This is a genomic window from Lactiplantibacillus songbeiensis (assembly GCF_005405125.1).
GTDB classification, from domain to species: Bacteria; Bacillota; Bacilli; order Lactobacillales; family Lactobacillaceae; genus Lactiplantibacillus; species Lactiplantibacillus songbeiensis.
This window is the reverse complement of the sequence record NZ_BJDL01000025.1, coordinates 16,092-34,281: the sequence shown is the minus strand read 5'-3', so window position 1 is coordinate 34,281 and position 18,190 is coordinate 16,092. Positions and strand designations below refer to the sequence as shown.

19 protein-coding genes are annotated in these 18,190 nt (G+C 43.9%); 18 read left to right on the top strand and 1 reads right to left on the bottom strand.

Translation table 11 applies throughout. The features are described from left to right. Positions 1-249: 249 nt before the first annotated feature. The 12 genes from FFM77_RS10320 to FFM77_RS14020 all read left to right on the top strand — a co-directional run bounded on the left by FFM77_RS10320 (position 250) and on the right by FFM77_RS14020 (position 11,925). Entirely contained in the window at positions 250-1,074 is an 825-nt protein-coding gene (locus FFM77_RS10320; protein ID WP_379893512.1) for a sulfite exporter TauE/SafE family protein, read from the top strand. Beyond that, positions 1,074-1,451 (top strand): DUF1634 domain-containing protein, encoded by a 378-nt coding sequence (locus FFM77_RS10315; RefSeq protein ID WP_137635680.1) that lies wholly within the window; start codon positions 1,074-1,076, stop codon positions 1,449-1,451. The genes FFM77_RS10320 and FFM77_RS10315 overlap by 1 nt, the downstream gene beginning before the upstream one ends. Before the next feature lie 745 nt (positions 1,452-2,196). Then, positions 2,197-3,846, top strand: a complete 1,650-nt coding sequence (locus FFM77_RS10310; protein WP_137635679.1) for a peptide ABC transporter substrate-binding protein — start codon at positions 2,197-2,199, stop codon at positions 3,844-3,846. Positions 3,847-3,998: 152 nt separating this feature from the next. Next, the gene (gene opp3b, locus FFM77_RS10305; RefSeq protein WP_137635678.1) at positions 3,999-4,928 is read left to right on the top strand and encodes an oligopeptide ABC transporter permease; all 930 of its coding nucleotides are present in this window, start codon (positions 3,999-4,001) and stop codon (positions 4,926-4,928) included. Between the two features lie 3 nt (positions 4,929-4,931). Beyond that, positions 4,932-5,966, top strand: coding sequence for an ABC transporter permease (locus tag FFM77_RS10300; RefSeq protein WP_137635677.1), 1,035 nt, complete (start codon positions 4,932-4,934; stop codon positions 5,964-5,966). A gap of 15 nt (positions 5,967-5,981) precedes the next feature. Next, entirely contained in the window at positions 5,982-7,058 is a 1,077-nt protein-coding gene (locus FFM77_RS10295; RefSeq protein ID WP_137635676.1) for an ABC transporter ATP-binding protein, read from the top strand. A gap of 6 nt (positions 7,059-7,064) precedes the next feature. Continuing rightward, a complete protein-coding gene (locus FFM77_RS10290) occupies positions 7,065-8,030 on the top strand; it encodes an ABC transporter ATP-binding protein (RefSeq protein WP_137635675.1) in 966 nt (321 codons plus the stop codon). Positions 8,031-8,561: 531 nt separating this feature from the next. Further along, positions 8,562-9,413: a hypothetical protein gene (locus tag FFM77_RS10285; protein WP_137635674.1), complete on the top strand. Its 852-nt coding sequence runs from the start codon at positions 8,562-8,564 to the stop codon at positions 9,411-9,413. A gap of 161 nt (positions 9,414-9,574) precedes the next feature. After that, positions 9,575-10,423, top strand: a complete 849-nt coding sequence (locus FFM77_RS10280; RefSeq protein ID WP_137635673.1) for a hypothetical protein — start codon at positions 9,575-9,577, stop codon at positions 10,421-10,423. 17 nt (positions 10,424-10,440) lie between these two features. Then, on the top strand, positions 10,441-11,280 hold the full coding sequence (locus tag FFM77_RS10275) for a hypothetical protein (RefSeq protein WP_137635672.1): 840 nt from the start codon (positions 10,441-10,443) through the stop codon (positions 11,278-11,280). Between the two features lie 337 nt (positions 11,281-11,617). Continuing rightward, complete coding sequence (locus FFM77_RS10265; protein WP_137635671.1) at positions 11,618-11,728, top strand: type II toxin-antitoxin system PemK/MazF family toxin; 111 nt, start codon at positions 11,618-11,620, stop codon at positions 11,726-11,728. Between the two features lie 29 nt (positions 11,729-11,757). After that, a complete protein-coding gene (locus FFM77_RS14020; RefSeq protein WP_171001604.1) occupies positions 11,758-11,925 on the top strand; it encodes a hypothetical protein in 168 nt (55 codons plus the stop codon). 285 nt (positions 11,926-12,210) lie between these two features. On the opposite strand, the gene FFM77_RS10260 is transcribed toward FFM77_RS14020, so the two are convergent. Continuing rightward, positions 12,211-12,813: a TetR/AcrR family transcriptional regulator gene (locus tag FFM77_RS10260; protein ID WP_137635670.1), complete on the bottom strand. Its 603-nt coding sequence runs from the start codon at positions 12,811-12,813 to the stop codon at positions 12,211-12,213. A gap of 118 nt (positions 12,814-12,931) precedes the next feature. Between FFM77_RS10260 and FFM77_RS10255 the strand changes: the two genes are divergently transcribed. From FFM77_RS10255 to FFM77_RS10230, 6 genes are all read left to right on the top strand, one after another. Then, positions 12,932-13,819, top strand: coding sequence for an SDR family oxidoreductase (locus tag FFM77_RS10255; protein WP_137635669.1), 888 nt, complete (start codon positions 12,932-12,934; stop codon positions 13,817-13,819). Between the two features lie 110 nt (positions 13,820-13,929). Beyond that, positions 13,930-14,460, top strand: a complete 531-nt coding sequence (locus FFM77_RS10250; RefSeq protein WP_137635668.1) for a hypothetical protein — start codon at positions 13,930-13,932, stop codon at positions 14,458-14,460. Between the two features lie 75 nt (positions 14,461-14,535). Next, positions 14,536-15,468, top strand: coding sequence for a ribonuclease H family protein (locus FFM77_RS10245; protein ID WP_137635667.1), 933 nt, complete (start codon positions 14,536-14,538; stop codon positions 15,466-15,468). A 351-nt stretch (positions 15,469-15,819) separates the two neighbouring features. Continuing rightward, on the top strand, positions 15,820-16,362 hold the full coding sequence (locus FFM77_RS10240) for a hypothetical protein (RefSeq protein WP_137635666.1): 543 nt from the start codon (positions 15,820-15,822) through the stop codon (positions 16,360-16,362). A gap of 29 nt (positions 16,363-16,391) precedes the next feature. Next, complete coding sequence (locus tag FFM77_RS10235; protein ID WP_137635665.1) at positions 16,392-17,435, top strand: CAP domain-containing protein; 1,044 nt, start codon at positions 16,392-16,394, stop codon at positions 17,433-17,435. Then, the gene (locus FFM77_RS10230) at positions 17,435-18,187 is read left to right on the top strand and encodes a CAP domain-containing protein (protein WP_137635664.1); all 753 of its coding nucleotides are present in this window, start codon (positions 17,435-17,437) and stop codon (positions 18,185-18,187) included. The genes FFM77_RS10235 and FFM77_RS10230 overlap by 1 nt, the downstream gene beginning before the upstream one ends. Positions 18,188-18,190 lie beyond the last annotated feature (3 nt).

Below are 18,190 nucleotides of genomic sequence, written 5' to 3'. Positions count from 1 at the left end.
TTGCTAAGTCTGACATCTAATTTTTTAATGGCATAAAATAAAAGAATGCTGATTTATCAGTGTTGATTACGGTTACATTTAAAATAGCAGATAATAATTAATTTTATATAAAGTGAGCTTAATCCATTGTGGCCGTAGCTTAGACAGGCTAGATGGGTATCTATTAGGTAACCGGGTAATTAAATGGTACACTAACAAGTGAATTTTAAAAGGGTGAAGGTGACTAACGTGATTTATTCGTTATTGTTAATGCTGGGCGTAGGCATGTTAGCGGGTGTTTTCGGGGCAATCCTCGGTATCGGCGGTGGCATGATTATTACGCCCGTCTTAACATTAGGGTTAGGGTTGGATATCAAGTACGCGATTGGGGCCAGTATTATTGCGGTCATTGCGACCAGTTCGGGGTCCACGATTGCCTATCTAAAAGATGAGATGCTGAATTTGCGAGTAGCGATGTTCCTAGAAATTGCAACTACGGTCGGTGCGGTCATTGGGGCCGTCTTAACTGGCTTAGTCCATCCAACGTTTCTCTACTTCTTATTTGGGGCCTTACTCGTCTTTACGACTTACAATATGATTCGTAAGTTAATGATGAAAAATGAAGATGCTCAAGATGTGACAGCGGATCGATTGGCGACTAAGTTAAACTTAAATGGAACTTATTATGATAAAGCATTGAAAAAACAAGTTGATTATCAAGTGCAAAATGTTCCAGGTGGTTTTACGATGATGTTCGGTGCTGGGTTGGCGAGTGGCTTGCTAGGTATCGGGAGTGGGGCTTTTAAAGTGCTGGCGATGGATACGATTATGCATATGCCACTCAAGCCGTCATCAGCGACTTCGAATTTGATGATGGGGGTCACGGCGGCCGCTAGTGCAATGGTCTACTTCTTTAATGGGTCGATCAAAGCGGGGATTGCCGCGCCATTAGCCATTGGCATTTTACTAGGGGCCTTAATCGGGACGCGGATTATGCAACACTTGAAGCCGCGGTTGATTCGGATGATCTTTGTTCCCGTCATGTTGTATCTCGGGATTCAAATGATTATGAAAGGCTTCGGGGTGACCATCTAATGATTCAAAAGAATAGTAAAGCTAAAGAAATGCATCAAGTTGAATTGATGATCGGCCAAATCTTACGGATTGGGGTCATCGTTTCCGCTGTCGTGATTGTGCTCGGTATCCTACTCATGGTTATTCAAGGTAATGGCGGCTATCCGAACGGCGTCCAACCGGAAGGCTTTGTGGCAATTGCGAAAGGTGTTGTGGCGTTCAAGCCCTATGCCGTGATTATGTTAGGTCTTTTTCTATTGATTCTGACGCCGACGTTACGGGTTGTCGTCTCTATCTACGCGTTTGCAGTTGAAAAAGACCGGCTGTATGTCTGGATTACGACCGTGGTGTTGATTATTTTGGTGATTGCATCGATTATCGGTTATTTTGAACATTAAACTTAAGAGACAATCCAGCTAACTACGATTTGGATATAAGTTGCCACTTTGGTTGGACCAGAATCGGCTGGAACGTGGTGGCCGCGTTTTCGAGCCACAGTGCGGTCTCGAAAGCCGGGGGTTATCTAGGTCGGAAACGCACCGACTAAGATAACCGACACCACTGAGCCAATTCTGGTCCGCCCGACGTTAAATAACGGCTATTAAAAAATTAACGATTGATTATTTTCAGCTTAGTTATTTAGCCGAGAGGTAAGTTCCTAAAATGTTCAGCCGTGTCGATGGCGTTCCGACATTTTAGGAATCAACCGTCAAATGGCAATTTCAACTAGCACCAAGTGTGTCTAACTATAAACTGTTAACTTAATTAATAAGAAGTCACTGATAAAAAGTCAGTGACTTCTTTTATTTTGACGTTTTTAGCTGTTTTAACCAATCGAATTTAGGGCAATTTAAGTCAAAAACACCCCGAAAAGAATTATTTATTAAGAAAAATAACGATTTATGATTAATACGATGATTTTACCTTGAGTATCGATGGAAAGACTGTTATACCAACTATTTATTGATGACTAAATAAACAATAATCCCATAAAAAAGTGAATTAACTAGCATAATTATGGCTAATTCATGAAAATAATTAGAATTTAGGATTGATTTTAATTTATTTATAATATACAATTACTTTAACTTTTCGAGGGAAAAGCACACACACATTAAAAAAGTAAGAGGGGTTGGGTTTTTTATGAATTTAAAAACAGCTGCAAAAGTTACCGTCGTTGCCGGCGCATCCTTATTGTTCTTAGCTGCTTGTGGTTCCAATAACAGTTCATCATCAAAGAACGTTAAGCAAGTTGCGACAATTGCCGAAAAATCAGAATTACCATCAATGGACTTATCTAAGTCAACCGATGTCACTAGTTCAAACATGTTGAACAACACGAACGAAGGATTATATCGCTTAGGTAAAGACAGTAAGATTACACCCGGAATGGCAACCGCTACTAAGGTTACCAACGGTGGGAAGACATATACGTTCACTTTACGCAAGAACGCAAAATGGAGTAACGGAGATAAAGTAACCGCCAAAGATTTCGTTTATGGCTGGCAACGGACCGTTAATCCTAAGACCGCGTCACAATACGCATACTTATATTCTGGCATCAAGAATGCTGATCAAATTTCTAGCGGTAAAAAGGCCGTTTCAAGTTTAGGTATTAAAGCTGACGGCGATTATAAATTAGTCGTTACTTTGGATCACCCAATCTCATACTTCAAGAAGTTAATGGGCTTTGTTAACTTCTTCCCACAAAGTGAAAAAGCGGTTAAGAAGTACGGTTCGAAATATGGGACAACCAGTACCGCGATGGTCTACAACGGCCCTTACACAATGACTGGCTGGACCGGGACGAACTTAAGCTGGAAGTTGAAAAAGAATAAGGATTACTGGGATAAGAAGAACGTCAAGATGCAAACCATCAACTTCCAAGTGACGAAGGATACTTCGACCGGGTTGAACTTATTCAACTCGAACAAGTTGGATGATGCTTACTTATCTGGGACCCAAGTTAAGAACTACAAGACCAACAAGAACTTTACGTTACGTAAGACTGCGTCAACATTCTATATTGAATTTAACCAACGTGATAGCAACAAGACCTTGGCTAAAGCCTTCAAGAACCAAAAGATTCGTGAAGCCTTGTCATTGGCTATCAACCGGAAGCAATTCGTTAATGATGTCTTAGCTGATGGCTCAACTCAAGCTAAAGGTTATGTCTCAAGTGACTTAGCTAAGAGCCCAATCAACGGTAAGGACTTTGCTGATGATGCGTATGTCGCTAGTGGTGTTGAATACGACATGGCTAAAGCGAAGAAGTTATACAAGCAAGGTTTGAAAGAAGTCGGGGCTAAGAGCTTGAACATCAAGTTATTATCCGATGATACTGATGGTGCGAAGAAATCCACTGAATATATTCAAGGTCAATGGCAAAAACTTGGCAACATGAAGGTTTCAAACCAAAACGTGCCATTTAAGACCCGTCTCCAACGGTCACAAAATGGGAACTTCGATACGGTTATCTCAGCATGGTCAGCTGACTTTACTGACCCAATCTCATTCTTGTCATTGTTCACCTCTGATAACTCATACAACAACGGTCGTTACAAGAGTGCTGCCTATGACCAATACGTCAAGGCTGCTGAAGGTAAAGACGCCAACAATGAAAAAGCGCGTTGGACAGATATGGTTAATGCTGAAAAGCAATTAATGAAGGATACCGGGGTATCACCAATCTATCAACAAGCTGAAGCTCACTTAGTTCGCACAAACTTGAAGGGTATCATCTATAACACAGCTGGTACGCAATACAACTACAAGTACATGTACGTTAAGTAAGTCAATAGTAGCTAAACATGTGTGTGCTTTAACTAAACGAATGTGAAACAAGGGGGTAAGGATTGACACATTGTTAATCCTTACCATTTTGTTTTATAATCGGATATGTCATTATTTTATCAGGCTAATTTAATAGAATGCGAGGAATTCTAATGAGAAAATATCTCTTAAAGCGGATATTTTACTTGTTCCTGACATTATTCATTGTGGCAACCGTCACGTTCTTCTTAATGAAACTAATGCCCGGGACACCGCTACAAAATGAAGCCAAGTTGACCGCCAGCGAAAAAGCGTCCATCTTAGCGCAATATGGGTTAGACAAGCCCATTTGGCTCCAATATCTAATTTATATCGGTGGCATTTTCAAGGGTAGCTTGGGGCTATCTTTCCAATTCAGCGATCAAGCCGTTAGTTACTTGATCGGCAGCCGGATGGGACCATCGATGCAATTAGGTGGTCAAGCGATGGTTATTGGGGTTGTCTTCGGGATTATTCTCGGGGCAGTCGGTGCCATTCGTAAAGATACCTGGGCTGACCGGTTAGCCACAATTCTCTCGATTCTCGGGATTGCGGTCCCAAGTTTCGTTTTAGCCATTTTATTGCAATACTATCTTGGTCTTAAAATGGGCTGGTTCCCAGTGGCTGGTTGGGAAGGCTTTGCCTACACCATCTTGCCAACCTTAGCGTTAGCGGCTAGTCCGTTAGCCGAAACGGCCCGGTTCATTCGGACCGACATGGTGGATGTCTTGAGTTCAGATTATATCGAATTGGCGAAGGCCAAAGGATTATCGAAATTCGGGATCGTTTATCACCATGCGTTACGAAACAGCTTGATTCCAATGGTTACCTTAATCGGACCATTGGCGGCGGCATTAATGACCGGTTCAATGGTTGTTGAAAACATCTTCTCAGTCCCTGGGATTGGGGAACAATTTGTTAAGTCGATCTTAGTCAATGACTACCCAACCATCATGGGCGTGACGATCTTCTACTCCGCGCTATTATGCTTGCTGTTATTGTTGACCGACATCGTCTACGGAATCATTGATCCGCGGATTCGTTTAAGTGGAAATGGGGACTAGTTAATGGCAGATAATGCAAATAATATCGAAATTAAGCCCGGCGATTTCGCACCGCTGGACAAACAAGCGGGCCCCGATAACGAAAAAATCGCGGCACCGTCATTAACGTTCGGCCAAGATGTTTGGCGGCGTTTAAAATCTAACAAAACGGCGTTTACTAGTTTTATCGTTTTAATCTTCTTGTTCTTAGTGGCCTTTGGTGGGCAGGCTGTGTATCATCACGACCCCAACGACCAATCGCCTAAGTATGCGAACTTGCCACCCAAGATTCCGGGTGTCAACATTCATGGTCTCAATGGGCACATTAAGCAATCTGGTCAAGATGTCGATGCCTATGCCCAAGCTGGGGCTGGCAAGGACGTTCACTACACCTTAGGGACCGATTACTTAGGTCGTGACTTATTAGCGCGGATTATGTATGGGACTCGGGTTTCACTAGAAATTGCCTTGATTGCGACCTTGATTGATTTAACGATTGGGGTGACCTTCGGGATCTACTCCGGTTGGAAGGGTGGACGTGTGGATATGTTCATGCAGCGGATTATTGAAATCCTCTCGTCCGTCCCTTCATTAGTTGTCATGGTCTTGATGGCCACGGCCTTCCAGAAAACTGGGATGGCGTCCATCATTGCCGCGTTAGCTATTATTAACTGGACCACGATGGCACGACTGACACGAGCGCAGACGTTGCAGTTGAAGAACCAAGACTTTATCTTAGCAGCGCGGACATTAGGTGAATCGGCACCCAAGATTGCTTGGAAACATTTGTTGCCTAACTTATCGAGTGTCATCATCATTCAAACGATGTTTACGATTCCTAACGCGATCTTCTTTGAAGCATTCTTGAGTTATATCGGGATTGGGATCAGTTCACCACAAGCGTCATTAGGGACGTTGATCTCTGATGGGCAAAAGAACTTCCAATTCTTACCTTATCAAATGTGGTATCCAGCCATCGTCTTAATCATCTTGATGTTAGCCTTTAACCTCTTAGGTGATGGGATGCGCGATGCCTTTGATCCAAAATCGAAACGTTAGGAGTGTGGAATAACAATGGAAAATCCTGAAAATGTCATTGAAGTGCGGAATTTACAAATTGACTTCCACACCTATGCCGGCGAAGTTAAAGCGATTCGTGATGTCAGCTTTGATCTCCGGAAAGGGGAAACCTTAGCGATTGTTGGGGAATCCGGTTCCGGTAAATCAGTTACCACGCGCTCGTTAATGGGCTTACTGGCACCTAATGCCGTCATTAAAGGCGGTAGCATCATGTTTCATGGTGACGATATTATTAAAAAGTCTGAAAAAGAGATGCAGCATATTCGTGGTAAAGATATCGCGATGATCTTCCAAGATCCAATGACGTCATTGGACCCAACGATGCGCATCGGGATGCAGATTGCTGAACCCTTGATGAAGCACAAGGGCTTAAAGAAAAAAGAAGCGATTTCCCAAGCCTTGGAAATGTTGAAGTTAGTTGGGATTACTGATCCCGAAGCCCGGCTTAACGACTATCCTTACCAATTCTCCGGTGGGATGCGCCAACGGATCGTGATTGCGATTGCCTTGGTTTGTTATCCGGAAGTCTTGATCGCTGATGAACCAACCACCGCGTTGGACGTCACGATTCAAGCCCAGATTTTGGACTTGATGAAAGACTTACAAAACCGAATCGATACGTCCATCATCTTTATCACCCATGACTTAGGTGTCGTGGCTGGGATGGCAGATCGAGTTGCGGTCATGTATGCCGGTAAGATTGTCGAATATGGGACGGTTGATGAGATCTTCTTCAACCCACAACATCCTTATACTTGGGGCTTACTGAACTCCATGCCAACCTTGAATACGGCTGGCGGGTCGCTGCGGGCAATTCCCGGGACGCCACCAGACTTGCTGGATCCACCCGTCGGCGATGCCTTTGCTGCACGGAGTGACTATGCGATGAAGATTGATACGGAAAAGGAACCGCCATTCTTCAAAGTTTCAGATACGCACTATGCCGCGACCTGGCTCTTGCATCCAGACGCCCCTAAAGTGACGCCCCCGGCTGAAATTGTCCGTCGGCAAAAGAAGTTTGCTGAAATGCAACGGCCTGAACCACCGATCAAGAATACAACGAAGGAGTAGTTGACGATGCCTGAAGAACGTAAAAAAATTCTAGAAGTCCATCATTTGAAGCAATACTTCAATGTTGGCAAACGTGATGAAGTCCGGGCGGTCGATGACGTCTCCTTTGATATTTATGAAGGTGAAACATTCGGCTTAGTTGGTGAATCCGGCTCTGGGAAGACCACTGCCGGACGGGCCATTATTCATTTGTATGAACCTACAGACGGTGAAATCATCTTTGATGGTAAGGATGTCTCGAAGTTGCATACTAAGGCGGAAAAGCATGAATTCCGGCGTGAAATGCAAATGATCTTCCAAGATCCTTATGCCTCATTGAATCCGCGGATGAAAGTTAAAGATATTGTGGCCGAAGGGATCGATATCCATGGCTTAGCCAAGGACGATGCCGACCGGACCAAACAAGTCGAAGATTTATTGGAAACCGTTGGGCTGAACAAAGACCATTCCAGCCGTTATCCACATGAATTCTCCGGTGGTCAACGGCAACGGATCGGGATTGCCCGCGCCTTAGCCGTCGAACCCAAGTTCATCATCGCTGATGAACCAATCTCCGCTTTGGACGTGTCCATCCAAGCCCAAGTCGTTAACTTGATGAAAGAATTACAAATTAAGCAAAACTTGACGTATTTATTCATCGCCCATGATTTGTCGATGGTTAAGTATATCAGTGATCGGATCGGGGTTATGCATTATGGGAAGATTTTGGAAATCGGCCCAGCCGATGAAGTCTATACCCATCCGCTACATGCCTATACCAAGAGTTTGATCTCAGCGGTGCCGGTACCAGATCCTGAATTTGAACGTAACCGTAAGCAAGTGCCGTATGATGAATCCCGTGAAAAGGATGATAAGAAACGGCGCATGGTTGAAATCGCCCCGGGACACTTTGTTCGTGCTAGTGAAGACGAAGTGCCAATGTATACGCAACGCGCGATTGACGCTGGCTTGGTGACGGAATTTTCTGAATAAGTTTGATTGAAAAACACCTCTTTTGTTGGAGGTGTTTTTTGTTGGCTATAAGTTGTCACTCTGGTTGGCCCAGCATCGGCTGGAACGTGGTGGCCGCGTTTTCGAGCCACAGGTCGGTCTCGAAAGCCGGGCTTTATCTAAGTCGAAACCCACGACTAAGATAAACGACACCACTGAGCCAATGCTGGGCCGCCCGCTGTTAATTGCTAGGTGTCTATGATTGAACGATTATTATCTTAGTTGTGGGATTGGTTGCTAAAATACTTAGCCGTAGCGTTGAACTTAATTCGGGTTCAGGGCAAACTGAGTTTTGAAGACTGGGCTTGGGGGGCAAAATGGTACAAGGCTTTTCGGCAGTTTAGAAAACAACTGGTTGGCCATATTAATTAACTACCACCAAGCATACGGTGGCTACACTAACTAGCGATAATTCAAGTTGACCTAAGCAAATCACGTTCTTTTCTAAAGTGGGCTAACCAACTATTTCCTGATATACTAATTGGCAACTAACCACTTTGGGAGGATTTATCAATGATTTTAAAGCAGGGCTTGTTAGGGTTAGGCATTATCTTAGGAATTGGTCTATCAGCAACGACGGTTGAGGCAGCCACTAAGTACGTTAAAGTTGGCAATACCGAACATAATTATTTGAAGACTAAGCAAACGATTAAGACCACCGGACCGACGAAGAAACACCAGGTGACGATTCCAAAAGGGACGATTGTTGAAGTTAAGGATAACAGCCACGCTGCGGATCAAAAGCATGGTCGGGTGTATGTCAAGCTGGAGATGGGGCGCTTGAGTTATCACTTGCGCGGTGACCAGCCGCAATATCTGTCGCGCCGATTAGCGGCGACGACCGCTCGGTTCCAAAAGGTTCGGGTCCCACAATATGTTCAATATTATTCGACGCAAAAGACTTATCCAGACGGTTCGCGGCGTTATCGGGTCGCTGATGGAAATTTGTATGCCGGAATCAAGGTCCCAGAAAATCTGCATACGACCAAGAATTTAACGGCACCACGACTTTATGTGACCGCTGATGGTTATTTAGAATATTACAAAGCTGTACCGGTAATGGATCTAAACGTGGCCCAAACGCCGACTGTCTCGGCTAAGATTACAAAGGTTAAGGTCGTTCGGAGTAGTGGCTTACGGCAGCTTTATACCAAGACAGCTATCCCCGCGGTGATTAGTGACCGTGTTAGTCAAACGGGTGACCAACAATATTTGACGACGATTAAACGCCGGTATCGTTATTCGGCGACGGTCTGCTATCAACGTGATCGACCAACTAATGTAAGTAGTATTCAAGTCGCCGCGCAGTACTTAGTGAAGGGTCATGACTTCTTTATGAATACCGATGAGGTTATGCCGGATTAGTAATGATTATTTGATTTAAAAAACGCGACCTGATGAATGGCCTGATGGGGGCTGTTCATCAGGTCGCGTTTTTTTGTGGCCAAATTAATCGTGATTTGGGGTAATTGGGGGACGACTGTTATACTGAATAAGTAGTAAACGGATTGAAAGGGGCGTTTTTAATGCAGTTGAAAGCCACATTATTGGGTGTTGGGGTGGTGGCTGGTTTGAGCTTATTTGCCACTGGTGCCAGTGCCGCGACGACGTATGTTAAGGTCGGCCAGACTAATCATAATTTTTTGAAGACGAAGCGAACGATTCAAACGACCGATGAAGATAAACAATTTAAGCTCACAATTCCGAAAGGGACGATTGTTGATGTCGTGGAAACGAATTGGCATGGGGATAAAAAAGGGCAAGTTCATGTTGAGATTAACTTGCAACGGGTGAGTTACAAGATTCGTGGCAAACATATCGCGTTTCAAACGGATCGTATCTTAGCCACAACTAAGACCTTTAAAAAAGTTCATGTGCCGCAATATGTGCAATACTATACGACCCAGAAGGTTTACCCAGAAAATGTGAACCGCTCTCGGGTCGCCGATGGTAACTTATATGCGGGCTTGAAAGTGCCTGATATTTATCGTCAGCCTAAGCTAACTGCGGCGCGACTTTATGTGACTTCGGACGGCTATTTGGAATATTACAAGTCAGCGCCAGTCATGTACTTACAAACGACGCAAATTCCAACGACTTCCGCGAAAATTACTAAAGTTAAGCGAGTACCTGGCAAGGGATTGACGATGCTTTACACCAAGACGGCCGTGCCTACTGCAATTGGCAAACGTGTCAGCAAAACGGGTAATCAGCAATATCTAACGACCATTAAGCGCCGTTATCGCAGCTCAGCGACGGTCTTTTATCGTGGCAATGCGAAAACGGCGGTCGATAGTATTCGGCTAGCTAGCCTGTACAAAGTCAATGATCATGACTTCTTTATGAATACTGACGTTGTCTTTCCAGAATACTAAGGGGGACTATGAGACAAATGAAAAAATTGCTAGTGAGTTTAGGTGTCTTGGCAGGTGTTAGTCTATTAGCGGGTAATGCTGAAGCAGCCACTAAGTATGTGGAAATCGGACATAGTAACCATAATTTTGTAAAGACGCAGCGTCAGCTAAAGGTTAATGGTACTGCTAAAAAAGTGTCGTATACGATTCCTAAGGGGACCATCGTGGAAGCGACTCTAGATAATATTCCTAACGATAAGCGGGAATATGTACGGCTAGATATGAGTCGGTTAAGTTATCGGTTGCGCGGAAATCAGCGTGATTATGGCACGAAGCGCATTTTAGCCACGACGAAGACGTTTAAAAAAGTCCATGTGCCCAAATACGTTCAGTATTATACAACGCAACTGACTTATCCCAGTCATATCGGTCGGAATCGGGTCGCCGATGGGAACTTGTATGCCGGCTTGAAGATTCCTGATAATCTTGATTATACGAAGTCAAATCCGACCCAACGGATTTATGTGACGGCGGATGGTTATCTGGAATACTATGAAAAAGCACCAATGTTGAGTCCAACCGTTAAGCAAGTGCCAACGGTTTCAGCGAAAATCACGCAAGTTGAACGCAAATCCGGGAGTAGCTTAACGAAACTGTATACTAAGAAAGCAGTGCCGACTGCCATTGCGGATCGTATCAGCAAGACCGGGTCACAACAATATGTCACGATAATCAATCGCCGCTATCGTGTTTCGGCTACGGTTAGCTATGTGAAGCAAGCCACGACCAATGTTGGTTCGATTGACATGGCTACACAGTATCAAGTGAAGAAGCATAACTTCTTTATGGCTAGTGATGTGGTGTTTCCAGAAGAATAGTAGATTATAAAAGCCCGATATGTCGGGCTTTTAGTTTGCCTACTAATCGTCATTGAGTTGGTTCCAAGTGAATTGCTAAAGCTTAAGCTGAATTAATTGCACTACGTATCTACACGGTATATATTAAGCAAAAATAATTTCGAGGGAGGTATTTATTATAACAGGAATCGAAGCACAGATTCATCTCGTAAAGTGGGGTAATTCGAGAGTAGCTAGGATTCCTAACACCGATTAATAAAAAGTCGACTAATATTCATGAATTATTTGCCGATTGGGATGATGATGGTAAACGTGACCATGAGCTGGATTGGGGCGAATTCCAAGGTAACGAATTACAATGGTAAGTCAGGGCGATATATTTTGTGTGAATTTTAATCCAAGTCTTGGTCATGAGCAAACGAATCGTCGGCAAGCAATTGCGCTAAGTCATGATTTGGTGTCTACGTAGCTGACAATCTAGGAGTGAGGTGCGCGTTAATGAGCAAATTAGTAACGTTAAGAAAACTTGGGAATAGGCTTGTTTTGACTGCTCCGGCAGGTCTTAAAGATATGGTTGGTCATCAGTACATGGTTAATCAGCTGTCCGATGGTTCAATTGTTTATCAGCCGATTGGTGCGCAGAATATTTTTGATAATCCTGATTGAATAAATTACGATTATCAGCAAGATCTGCAAGTGGATCCGGAGTTACAGCCACTTGATCCGATTGGAACGGAACGGCTGGGAGAATGAGATTACCAGAGCAGAAGAATGTCATTATTGTGGATGTGGAGCGACAGTCGTAGACATTCGGCAAGAGATACACGAGCTACTGAGATGATATTAACCATGCCGATAACGACTTCAGAACGGGTATGCAAATAAGCCACGCTACCATACTAAAAAAACCGTAATTATCTGTTATTTACAGATAGATACGGTTTTTTAGTGTTAACTTAACCATTCTTGATAAACATCCGGCTGTAAAATAGCGCCCATAATCATCTGAATGAGATCCGTCAGACCTTGTGCCGTATCAGGATACAACCCTGATTGGACCCCAGCAGCATAGTTAAAGACTGGTCGGGTGAGAAAATAGCGAATTAAGTTCAAGTCGGTTGATCGTAATATCCCGGCTTGCAGGCCATCGGTTAATAAGGTTTGAATCTGCTGATTTTCATGGTCGTCTTGTTTGAGATGTAGGTGCTTTTTCAACTGGACGTCTGCCATTAAAACTTGAATGGTGGCGACAATCTGGGGGTGCTCCTGTGAAAAGCGATAGAGCGTTTTGATACTGTTCGCCAGCTGTATCGTGATGGGCGCTGCGGTATCAAGTTCAGCAACCACGGCAACACTTTGGGTGTGAATCGTCGTTTGAAAGACGGTATCTAATAAGGCTTGTTTATTTTTAAAGTAAATATAGAGATTGGATTGTGGGATGCCGGCTTGCTTGGCAACTTTTGTCGTGGAAAAGTTCGCTAAGCCACCGGTTGCTAATAAGGCAATAGCCGCTTGAATTAAGCGGTCATATTTTTGGTCATCTTTGATTTTCATAAGGAGTCCTCCGAAAATTGGCTTAACTTCAGTTTAACAGTTGACAAAATATAAGTCTATCTCTTATAATGATTTTTATTAAGGATAAACTTATATTTTAAAAAGAAGGCCATTAGTTATGAAAATTGTTTTAACCGGTTCACTCGGGCACATCAGTCAACCCGTTGCCCAGCAATTAATTGCTTTAGGACACACGGTCACGGTTATCAGTCATAATCCCAAACGGGCAGCTGCCATTACGGCACTCGGTGCGACGCCTGCAATCGGCAGTATTCGAGATGCGGCTTTTTTAACCCAGACTTTCCAAGGTGCCGATGCCGTGTATTTAATGATTACGGCTGCTAGTGCCGGTGATATCTTCGAAGCGGGCAAACAGCAAGCAGCAATCTATGCCACGGCGGTTAAACAGGCCGGTGTGTCACAGGTCGTTAACCTCAGTAGTGTGGGAGCAAACTTAGGTCCAGAAGTGGGGTCCTTGCACATCTATCACATCATTGAAACTTATTTGAAGCAAGCATTACCAGCGGTCAACTTAAGCTTTATCCGCCCAACCGCGATGTTTTACAATCTATTCGGCAGTCTGGCGTCGATTCGGCAAGATCATGCCATCTATACGAATAATAGTTTGACCGCGGTTGGTTCGTGGGTATCCCCTAACGATATTGCGCCGGTAGTTGTGCAAGCCTTAACCGCCCCAACAGCAGCGACATCGGTACAGTATGTGGCTAGTGATGAAAAGACTTATCCAGAGATTGCGGCCTTATTGGGCCAAGCCTTACACATGCCAGATCTAAAAGCGGTCGCACTGACTGATGACCAGATGTTACACCGGCTATTAGCAACCGGTGCCCCCAAACAATTTACTGAACAATATGTGAAGACGGTGGCCTATGAGCGTGATCAAGACTTTTACGCTGATTATCGATTACATCATCCCGTCTTAGGCCCAACGAAACTGGCCGATTTTGCGCCCATATTTGCAAAGGTGGTTGCGCAACAACACTAGATGAAGTAGCTGGGTCTAATCATGGGTCAGCTTTTTTGAAAAATAAAAACGGCATAATTATTAGGTTACGTATCTACTGATGTGACGAAATTATTTAGGAGGTACGTAACATGCGTTTTTATTTTGGTATTCTTGTCATAGTAAGTTTAGCTGTCTGGGTGGCTTGGCGAACCTGGCGAATTTTGCGACAACAACCGGTGCGGCCGGTCCGCCAACCGCTTTTGTGGGCGTTAGTAACCGTGATTAGCTTATCTTGGAGCTTTGCAACAACCAGCTGGACTTATGCCGGTGTGGCCGTTTCGCAGAACCAATTGACCCAGATTAAGCAACTGACCGCGGCTGAAAAGGTGAGTGTTGACGCCCTAGCCGCCCGCAATCGGGTGACTACGGTGATGGCGCAGACCGCAACCGTTCAAACGACAGCTGCTCAGCTGGATACTGCCCATGCTAGTCAGCTCAAGCGACAAGCAGCTGCAGTGGTTACGCAAGCTAAGCGGGCTAATCAGGTTAAGCCAGTTGCGTCCGGCTATCATCAGGTTAATCATCAGCTGGCGCATCAATTAGGGAAAACGCCCAAGCAAGTGCGCGCGGTCTTCAACCAGTTACAACGGGATGCCGGTATGTCAGTAGCTAACAGGTAGGGATTAGGGCTTTATCTTGCGTCAGCTTTCGCGATATAATAGAAACCAGATTTTAAACAGAAAGTGGCGTGCAAGATGGCAAAAAAGAAATTCTACGCGGTCCGAGTTGGCCGAAAACCAGGTGTTTATTTGACTTGGGATGACTGCAAAAAGCAAACTGACGGTTATGGCGGCGCGCAATATAAGAGCTTCCCAACGCGCGCCGAAGCTGAAGCCTTTATCGCCGGTAAAGCCAGTGTTGCTAAGTCGAAACGGTCGATGGCTAGTACGGCCAGTCCAACGGTGACGACGGGAAAGGTTGATATCACCGTTTATACGGATGGTGGTAATCGAAATACTGGTAACGTGCAAGGCGGTCAAGTTAAGGCGACGGATAAATCCGCGTGGGCTTATCAGATTGAATTTGGCACGCGGACTTTGACGGGGACGTCTGGTGAATGGGGCGCAACGAATAATCGGATGGAAGTTATGGCGTTGATTCAGGCGTTAGACCGCTTGACACAGTTAGACCAGACCGAAGCCAAGATTCTAGTTGTGACCGATTCGAAGTATGTCCTGAATCCGATTCAGCAGCATTGGCTGGCCGGTTGGAAAAAGCGTGGCTGGCGGCGTTCTAGTGGTGAACTGGTGAATGCAGAATTATGGAAAGTCGTCGATGCCCAGTTACAGAACTTCCCGCACTTAGACTTCAAGTGGGTCAAGGGGCATGCGAATACCAGTGGCAATAACTTGGTCGATGGTCTGTTAAACCAAACCATGGATCAGATGAAGCCTGGTCAGCCGATTCCAACTCAGCATGCAACGGCGGCCGTTCCCAAGCGAGCAGCCCGGTCGGAACAAGTGGATTTGTTGCAGGGACATTCAGCCAAGCCAAAAGCAAAAACCACTAAAGCACCAGCGCCAACTGAACCGGCACCGAAACCCAAGCCAGTTAGCAAGCAACAGACCGCTCATTCCGTTTCAGCGATGGAAAGCATCGTTAGCGATTGGAAAAACGGGTTGTCATAAAATAATAAGCGACATAATCCTGATAATAAGGGTCACGAAAGCGTGATTTTTATTATCAGGATTATTTTTTTCGAAAAAAATAAAACTTTTTTTGTTTTGGTCGCCAAAATGACATATAGTGTCGCGGTGTTTTGGTATGATACGGGTATGAGCCGTCAAGGACATGACAAACCTTGACGTGATGGGCATGACGACTAATTTTAGCCGATGCCAGCGAGTGTGTTTGTTAAATGAAATAAATGATTTAATAAACAACTTAGCATAAATAGGGAGGGCAATTGGAGTAGTTCGTTACTGGAGACGTTGTGAGTGTTGTTTGAAGGGCGATGCTTACTAGAGGAGGAAATAATAATGAAATTTGTTAAAATTGTTAGCGCTGTTATGGTGGCGACGACATTAGGTGCGACCGCGGTTGTGGCGACACCACAGGCTGATTTGACAGCGCAAGCGAAAGCTAAAAAGTCGTTGAAAACAATTCCCAAGCAGTTTCGTGGGACTTGGTACCATTATGAAAAGTATGATGGCTATGACTATCAAAAAATCTCAGCTAAGAAAATAAAAGATCATGATGAAAAACGTAACAATACAATGATGATGCATCAGTTTGATTTGAATAAAAAAGTTTCCAATAATAGTAAAAAGAATTGGATGCTTGCTTATAAGAAGTCAGCCAATAAGTACATTATGGCAGATTGGTATAGTTATGCATATTGGAAATTTGATAAGTTCGAGAGCGAAAAAGATTTAGGGGCTTACCAAATGACCACGCGTAAATATAAAGGTAAAACAGTCAAGGTTATTAAAAGAACTTTACCATATTCTGCCGGTACTTGGTACATCTATAGTCCATCTAAAGCTTTAGCGAAGCACTTATGGAATTTAGATAACAAATAATTTTGTACTTATTTTGGAGGAATAAATTGATGAAGCTCATAAAGATAATGAGTGCCGTTATGATGGCCACAACCATCGGCGTAACGACAACCTTGGTCACGCCAAAGTTATCAGCTCAAGCTAAGACGACCAAGTCTAAAAAGAAGACTAAGAAGAAAAAATCTGAAAGAAAATATTATACCGCGACCCAGTGGGCACAGGTGACAAGCTATCGGAAAAAGGCAAAAAAGATTGGTAATAGCACTAAAGGCATGTATGCCCAAAAGGCTAAACTTAAGAAGCATTTCCGGGCAGGCAAGTTAAGTGCCGGTTATACCGCACAAACGGTTAATTGGATCAATTTTTACCGAGATATGTTTGGGTTGAACGCCGTCACTGCCGACAGTACTTGGAACCAGTCTGCTCAAATGGGGGCGGCAACTTTAGCTGCGGCTGATAAAGGTTTATCCCATGGCCTTGTTGGGATTAAGCGGCCGTCAGTTGTTTCTAAGGCTAATTGGAAGTTAGGGGCCGCTGCAACGGATCAGAGTAATCTAGCTGAAGGCGTCACTGCACCATATGATATTGTGTCTGGTTATGTCAGTGATAACAATGATTCATCAGGGTTAAATCCCGGCCACCGGTTGTGGTTACTTGGGGCTATTGAAAAGGTTGGTGTTGGTCAAGTCGGCCAGTATAATGACTTGCGAGTATACGATGAAAAAAACTATAAGCGTGCAACCGTCATTAATAAGTTGGCATTTCCACATGCTGGTTTAATGCCATATAACATTGCCAGTGATGGCGCACCATGGTCCATTTCCTTTGCTGATGAATATGTCGGTGATGGGACTCTACGACCTAAAGCATCTGTTTATGATAATACGGCCAAGAAAAAGGTAAAGGTATCCGATATCGATATTAGCAGTGATTCATATGGATATTATGGTACGACTGTTTATTTCTTACCGAAAAAAAGCCAAATCAAGGTCAATCATTCATATACGATCAAAATTTCCAATATTGAGGATCAGTCGGATGTTTCATACAAGACTAGACTATTTGACTTGAAGGTAAAGGGGGGCTTTTACTAATGCATAAACTAGTTAAACGACTTCTAATTATCATCGCTAGTGCCAGTGCTATCGGGGTGATGACGATGAATGCGCAACCTGCCCAAGCCAAGACCACTAAAGTAAAACGGACTGCTTATCACGCGAATAAAGGGAATATCTATACGTCGACATCATTAAATCAAGTCCGTGCTAAAGCTAAGACGTATCAAAATACAACATTATACGTCACGAAGCACGCTACCTTGAAGCAAAATGGCAAGAAAAAAGTTTTCTATTATATTGATAGCAAGAAGGTTCAAGGGTGGCTGTGGCGTGGCTACTTAAAAGCTGGTAAAGCAACCCCATCAGTAGCTGCCATGAACCCCGCAATGGCTAAGCAATTTGTGGCGCAAACGAATAAGTATCGGGCTGCCAAAGGAATGCAGCCAGTTAGCTTGGATCCAGCCCGAATGGCATTGTTAAAGGCATATAAAGTCTGGTTTAAAAATGATGATGTTGATGATGATGCGTTTGGACTTGAATCTGGAAAAGTTGGCTTACCAACTGATGAGCTATTCTCAACCTATGCACCAATTACTAATAAATATGACTTAAAGAATAGTAAGCGTATGAGTCAGTATGCCGTTGAAACATTTATGATTATTGGTAATGAGCAACCTGACTACAAAGATGCGGATGCTTTAAATCCTAAAACGACCAAGATTGGTGTGAGTTGGTTTGAAGTCAAAGGTAAGGTTTATACAATGTTACTTACGAATCTTTACTATTAAGTA

Bases quoted from the DNA above. Each gene is read 5' to 3' on its own strand.
- FFM77_RS10320 (WP_379893512.1), top strand. From the start codon at position 250: ATGCTGGGCGTAGGCATGTTAGCGGGTGTTTTCGGGGCAATCCTCGGT.
- FFM77_RS10315 (WP_137635680.1), top strand. From the start codon at position 1,074: ATGATTCAAAAGAATAGTAAAGCTAAAGAAATGCATCAAGTTGAATTG.
- FFM77_RS10310 (WP_137635679.1), top strand. From the start codon at position 2,197: ATGAATTTAAAAACAGCTGCAAAAGTTACCGTCGTTGCCGGCGCATCC.
- opp3b (WP_137635678.1), top strand. From the start codon at position 3,999: ATGAGAAAATATCTCTTAAAGCGGATATTTTACTTGTTCCTGACATTA.
- FFM77_RS10300 (WP_137635677.1), top strand. From the start codon at position 4,932: ATGGCAGATAATGCAAATAATATCGAAATTAAGCCCGGCGATTTCGCA.
- FFM77_RS10295 (WP_137635676.1), top strand. From the start codon at position 5,982: ATGGAAAATCCTGAAAATGTCATTGAAGTGCGGAATTTACAAATTGAC.
- FFM77_RS10290 (WP_137635675.1), top strand. From the start codon at position 7,065: ATGCCTGAAGAACGTAAAAAAATTCTAGAAGTCCATCATTTGAAGCAA.
- FFM77_RS10285 (WP_137635674.1), top strand. From the start codon at position 8,562: ATGATTTTAAAGCAGGGCTTGTTAGGGTTAGGCATTATCTTAGGAATT.
- FFM77_RS10280 (WP_137635673.1), top strand. From the start codon at position 9,575: ATGCAGTTGAAAGCCACATTATTGGGTGTTGGGGTGGTGGCTGGTTTG.
- FFM77_RS10275 (WP_137635672.1), top strand. From the start codon at position 10,441: ATGAAAAAATTGCTAGTGAGTTTAGGTGTCTTGGCAGGTGTTAGTCTA.
- FFM77_RS10265 (WP_137635671.1), top strand. From the start codon at position 11,618: ATGGTAAGTCAGGGCGATATATTTTGTGTGAATTTTAATCCAAGTCTT.
- FFM77_RS14020 (WP_171001604.1), top strand. From the start codon at position 11,758: ATGAGCAAATTAGTAACGTTAAGAAAACTTGGGAATAGGCTTGTTTTG.
- FFM77_RS10260 (WP_137635670.1), bottom strand. From the start codon at position 12,813: ATGAAAATCAAAGATGACCAAAAATATGACCGCTTAATTCAAGCGGCT.
- FFM77_RS10255 (WP_137635669.1), top strand. From the start codon at position 12,932: ATGAAAATTGTTTTAACCGGTTCACTCGGGCACATCAGTCAACCCGTT.
- FFM77_RS10250 (WP_137635668.1), top strand. From the start codon at position 13,930: ATGCGTTTTTATTTTGGTATTCTTGTCATAGTAAGTTTAGCTGTCTGG.
- FFM77_RS10245 (WP_137635667.1), top strand. From the start codon at position 14,536: ATGGCAAAAAAGAAATTCTACGCGGTCCGAGTTGGCCGAAAACCAGGT.
- FFM77_RS10240 (WP_137635666.1), top strand. From the start codon at position 15,820: ATGAAATTTGTTAAAATTGTTAGCGCTGTTATGGTGGCGACGACATTA.
- FFM77_RS10235 (WP_137635665.1), top strand. From the start codon at position 16,392: ATGAAGCTCATAAAGATAATGAGTGCCGTTATGATGGCCACAACCATC.
- FFM77_RS10230 (WP_137635664.1), top strand. From the start codon at position 17,435: ATGCATAAACTAGTTAAACGACTTCTAATTATCATCGCTAGTGCCAGT.